This is a genomic window from bacterium (assembly GCA_035419245.1).
Lineage (GTDB): Bacteria > Zhuqueibacterota > Zhuqueibacteria > Residuimicrobiales > Residuimicrobiaceae > JAKPUX01.
In genome coordinates this window covers 1-4563 of record DAOLSP010000045.1, presented here as the reverse complement: position 1 = coordinate 4563, position 4563 = coordinate 1, and the positions used below count along the sequence as shown (strand labels likewise).

The following is a 4563-nucleotide window of genomic DNA, read 5'->3' as shown; positions in this document are numbered from 1 at the left end:
CTGCAGCTTTTCGCCAAGGCCAATCCTGAAGCCGTGGAGGGCCATATCTACGGCACGATATCCCGGGTATTTGAATGGGGCTACATGTCCGGCCACATCCTGTACACCAGAGAGGCGCTGGAAAAAGCGGGCGGATTTGACGAGTGGTTCACCGACTGGCGCGGCGACACCGATCTGGCCTGGACTATTCTGGATGGCGGGGGGATCATTCTCTATCAACCGCTGAGCCGGGCCTGCCACCCCGGGCCCTCCTCCACACAGGTGGACATGGCAGCTGAACGGCGTCTGTTTGAAAAACATCCGCAGCGTTACCGGGAAGCCCGGGAAGGCGGTTTCCTGCAGTGCTTTATCCATGACTGAGGAGGTCATTTATGAGCGAGGAAGTTGACCGGCTGATCAACCAGCCCAGGGAGTTTACCATCGGCGAAAAGACGGTGACCGTAGAGGCCCTGCCGGCCGGGGCGGTCACTCTTATAATCACCATGATTATTGATAAAATCCGCACGGTTGACCTGGAGATCCTGCAAGAAAGCGTAAAGGGAAAAGGTACAGGTGGGGCTGAATCGCTCTACGAGCTGTTTGCTAAACGGCTGCAGAGCGCAATGGTCAAGGACTTTGAAATTTATCAGATGATTCTGACTCCGGCGGCGACCTGGGCGGCGAAACGGGGCAACCTGAAGCCAGAGGACTATCCGGTCACCCTCCAGGAACTGGAATGGGAAACGCCGGAAGCTGTGCTCGGAGAGATCTTTGACGAGTGGCTCGCCAGGAATCCCCGTTTTGCGATTCAAAAAAAAATGGTCAACCTGGCAGTGGCCCAGCAATAGCGGACAAGCCTTTGATTGAGCAGGTACTTTCAGGTGTAGCGGCGCTGATAAAAGAGACAGGGTGGAAACCGGAATACATCGTTTGGGAATTACCCTGTGCATGGTTATTTCTGCTGATAGATTTTTGGCCGGTCTACAAACCAGATCAAGAGGATAAACAGGCACAAGACATTTCTGAGATCGATGAAAGCAAGTTGGCTGAATTAGGAGTTGTCTATCATGGCTAAAACAGGCAGGTACAAAGATCTGAGCAAAAGCCGCATGCCCAAAGTCCGCGCCAAAATCGGCCGGATACTATGGGGCCAACGGCAGCAGCTTGACCGCGCCCGGACCAAGATGGAGGAACTCATCGAACAGGTTGAAAACGAACTGGGACCAGAAGCTCTCGAAGCAGTGCTTTCGGTCATGCAGACTTTGGCCAAAAATCCGTCCCGGCCCGGAGCCTGGCGGGACCGGACCGGCAACCTTCGCGACAGCATCATGGTGGAGATCCTGAAACCGCTGGAAATGAGGCAGGCCGATTACCGGCACGGCCGGACCACCATACACAACGATACCGCTTTACTGATGGGGCTGCTATACGCAGGAATGGAATACGCAGCGCCCCTTGAAACGAAGCCAGGCTACTCAGTCCTGGGCTATGCGGTGGAAACGCTCAAGAGACGGATGACGCCGACCCTGGCAGCGAAGCTCAAGATCACCGGAGGATCAGGGAGCAAATAATGCTAATCGACCGCCTGCATTACGCCCTGGGCCTGGACACCTCGGAGTTCAAGCACGGCTGGGCCAACGCCGACAACCTCATGGGGACCATGGACGCCAAGATGAAAAGCCTTGCGACCGGAGCCGGCATTGCCGGCCTTGCCATGGCCCTGGGCAAGATTGGCATTGCAGCCGTTAATATGGCTCGTGAGCTGGGATCGGCCATGAACGAGGTCTGGTCGATCATGGATAAAAATAAAGATGAAATGCAGGATATTTCCGCTGAGATCCTGAACCTGTCGCGGAGCATCCCTGAGAGTGCCCCAGCTCTGGCTAAAGCCTACTATCAGGTGATTTCTGCAGGTATCACCGATGCGTCAGAGGCAATGAATGTCCTGGCTGTGTCATCCAAAACCGCTACGGCCGGTTTGACCTCCACCTTCACCACAGTCGACGCCATAACCAACGTCCTGAATGCCTATAATATTGAAGCGTCCGAGGCGCAGGAAATCTCGGACGACTTTTTCATCTCCGTCCGCGACGGCAAGATGACCATGGAGCAATTAGCTCCGGCGATCGGGCAGGTGGTCGGGACTGCCGCCCTGGCCAAGGTCGAACTCAAAGAAGTGCTGGCAGCGATGGTCTCTATGACTCTTGCTGGCTACTCAGTAGATGAAGCCGCGACCTCCATGAACCGGCTGCTGCTGTCCATCGTCAACACTCAGGACGACGCAAAAGAAGCAGCCAAATCCGTGGGAATTGAATGGTCGGTTGCAGGGCTAAAAGCGAAAGGTTTTCAGGGCTTTATCAAGGACTTGAATGATAAGGCTGGTGACAATATCGAATTGCTCCAGGCCATTGTGCCTGAGATTCGTGCATTCAGGGCTGCGGCGGTTATCGCTGGAACAGGCGCGGACAATTACGCCAGGAGTTTGAACAACCTCAAGAATTCAGCCGGCGCAACAGACCAAGCACTTTCCAAAATCATGAGCGGCACAGGGAAACAATGGCAGCTCGTCAAAAACCAGTTGAATGCCTCGATGATTGAATTAGGTCAGCGGATTCTGCCGGCCGTTAAAACTGCCGTCGAATTTGTGGCGGATGGGTTTGAAGCACTGGGACTCACCGGCGAGACGGAAGCCCGGCGGTTGCAGCGGGAATGGCAGTTTGTCGGGAAAACGATTGCCAGCGTAGGCGACATTACAGCCAGGGCGACAGCAATGCAGAAAGCTCTGTCGATGCTGATGGCGCCTGGGCAAGACACCCTCAAAGTTTATGAGGAAGTGAGGGACTTTTTCACAGCATTCCCGGTCCTGAGTGAGAGGGCCAAACAGATCCAGGACCAGCGGACCATCTCAGCCGGTGAACTGGTGGAAGCCCTCATGGCAGAGTCTGAGTATCTGAAGGAAATTGCCGAAGCTTCCAACGCCACCCAGCTCCAGGACAAACAACGACTCGTAACAGCAAGAGAGCTGGCCAGCTACCAGCAGCAGATCCTAGTAATGCAGAGGCAAGCCAAAACTGTGGGTGACGAGGCGACCTATAAAAAGCTCGCTGAAATCGCGGACAAATTGAGGGCTTCGCAGGAGCAGTGGACGGATGCGAAACGGGAAAGCCTACTCCTTGACAACAAGAGCATAGCCAACCAGATCACGATGGCGCAAGCGGCCGCTGCGGCGGAAGCCTCTCAGAAAGAGCTCAAGGTGGATTTGGCCGATACCACGCAAAGGCTGCTGGTGAGCGAAACCCGTCTTGTCGAACTGGAACAAATCAAAAAAGACCTGGCCAAAGAGACCGCCAAAGCGGCCAAGGAGGCCGCTGAAGCCCGGGCAGAAGAGCTGGAAAAGATGAAGGCAATGCAGGGCCAGAAATGGAGTTTCTCCGGGGGCAAATCGGAAGTTGCCAAAGGTGGACTGCCCTACGGTCAAGTCGTGGTGCCTAAGGAGCATGAGCTGAAGGTATTCAACAATGAGATGGAAAAACTTTGGGCAACCTTTTTCTATGGTGAGGATGCAATACAAAACTTGACCTCGGCAAGCATGAAGCTAGCAGATGCCCTGTTTGAAGGCGATGAGGCCGCGAGCGAGTTTGCTACGGGAATTATTGAGATGGCTTCCGGCCTGGCTACCAGCAATCCCCTGGGTGTTTTTCAAGGGCTCGTTGATATCTTCTCAGGTCTATTCGGCAGCGGCAAAAAGGCCGGAGACGCGACAAAAACACTGACCGAGCGCATAAAAGAATATACCGATCAGCTCCAGGATATGACCTACGCCCAGCTCCAGCAGCAGATGAACGAGCTTGTGGAATGGTGGAACGCCCTTAAGACCCCGATGGAGCGAGTTGCCTATAAAGAGATTTTCCAGGCGAAGATGCAAGCGCTGGCCGACCAACTCAAGAATTTCGGTAAATGGGGTGACGACTTTGCCAGCATGATTGAGCGGTGGAATTATGAAGTCCGGTTGCTCGACATCGAGGACCCGGCCCAAAAGTTCCAGATGCTGGTGCGCTATGCCAAGCAGTACCTGGGTGTCGATCTGCCGACTGAAATCGAGGACGGCTTTGAAAAGGTGAAAAAGCTGCTCGATTCGCTCGGCGCGGGGAGCACTTTCAAGCAAGCCTGGGAGACGGCGTTCGGGACCGCCTTCCCATTGGAGATGACGGAAGAACAGCTCCGCGAGTTGATTGAGCTCTACCAGGAATCCCTCAAAGAGATGAAGGACTGGCGCGAAGAAACAGCCGGCGAAATCGCTAGCGCCACATCTGAGGAATCGGTGGCCTTCACCCGAACCAAGCAGATCACATACCGGCAAGCCGAAGAGATGACGCTCGCGCTCTGGTCCATCCATGACCTGACCCGGAACATCTTTAATCTGCTGACCGCCCGGCTGACGGGTGAAGCTGTCATAGTGCAGCAGCCAGCCGGCGGGGAGCCTGCCCCTGCGCCTGAATGGCCGGGGCTGAACGACATCATAACAAAGCTGAACCTCTACGTGACAAATTGCTATGTCTCGACGCAGAATGCACTGGTGGACGT

General features: G+C 54.9%; 5 protein-coding genes. All 5 read left to right on the top strand.

The features are described 5' to 3' along the window. On the top strand, positions 1–360 hold a 360-nt coding region (locus PLH32_18315; GenBank protein ID HQJ66564.1), incomplete at its 5' end, for a hypothetical protein. Between the two features lie 11 nt (positions 361–371). After that, complete coding sequence (locus PLH32_18310) at positions 372–827, top strand: hypothetical protein (protein HQJ66563.1); 456 nt, start codon at positions 372–374, stop codon at positions 825–827. Between the two features lie 11 nt (positions 828–838). Next, positions 839–1054, top strand: a complete 216-nt coding sequence (locus PLH32_18305; GenBank protein ID HQJ66562.1) for a hypothetical protein — start codon at positions 839–841, stop codon at positions 1052–1054. Beyond that, positions 1047–1550 (top strand): hypothetical protein, encoded by a 504-nt coding sequence (locus PLH32_18300; GenBank protein ID HQJ66561.1) that lies wholly within the window; start codon positions 1047–1049, stop codon positions 1548–1550. The genes PLH32_18305 and PLH32_18300 overlap by 8 nt, the downstream gene beginning before the upstream one ends. Further along, positions 1550–4563 (top strand): phage tail tape measure protein (locus PLH32_18295; protein ID HQJ66560.1); only part of this gene is annotated, 3014 nt, incomplete at its 3' end. The genes PLH32_18300 and PLH32_18295, both read left to right, overlap by 1 nt.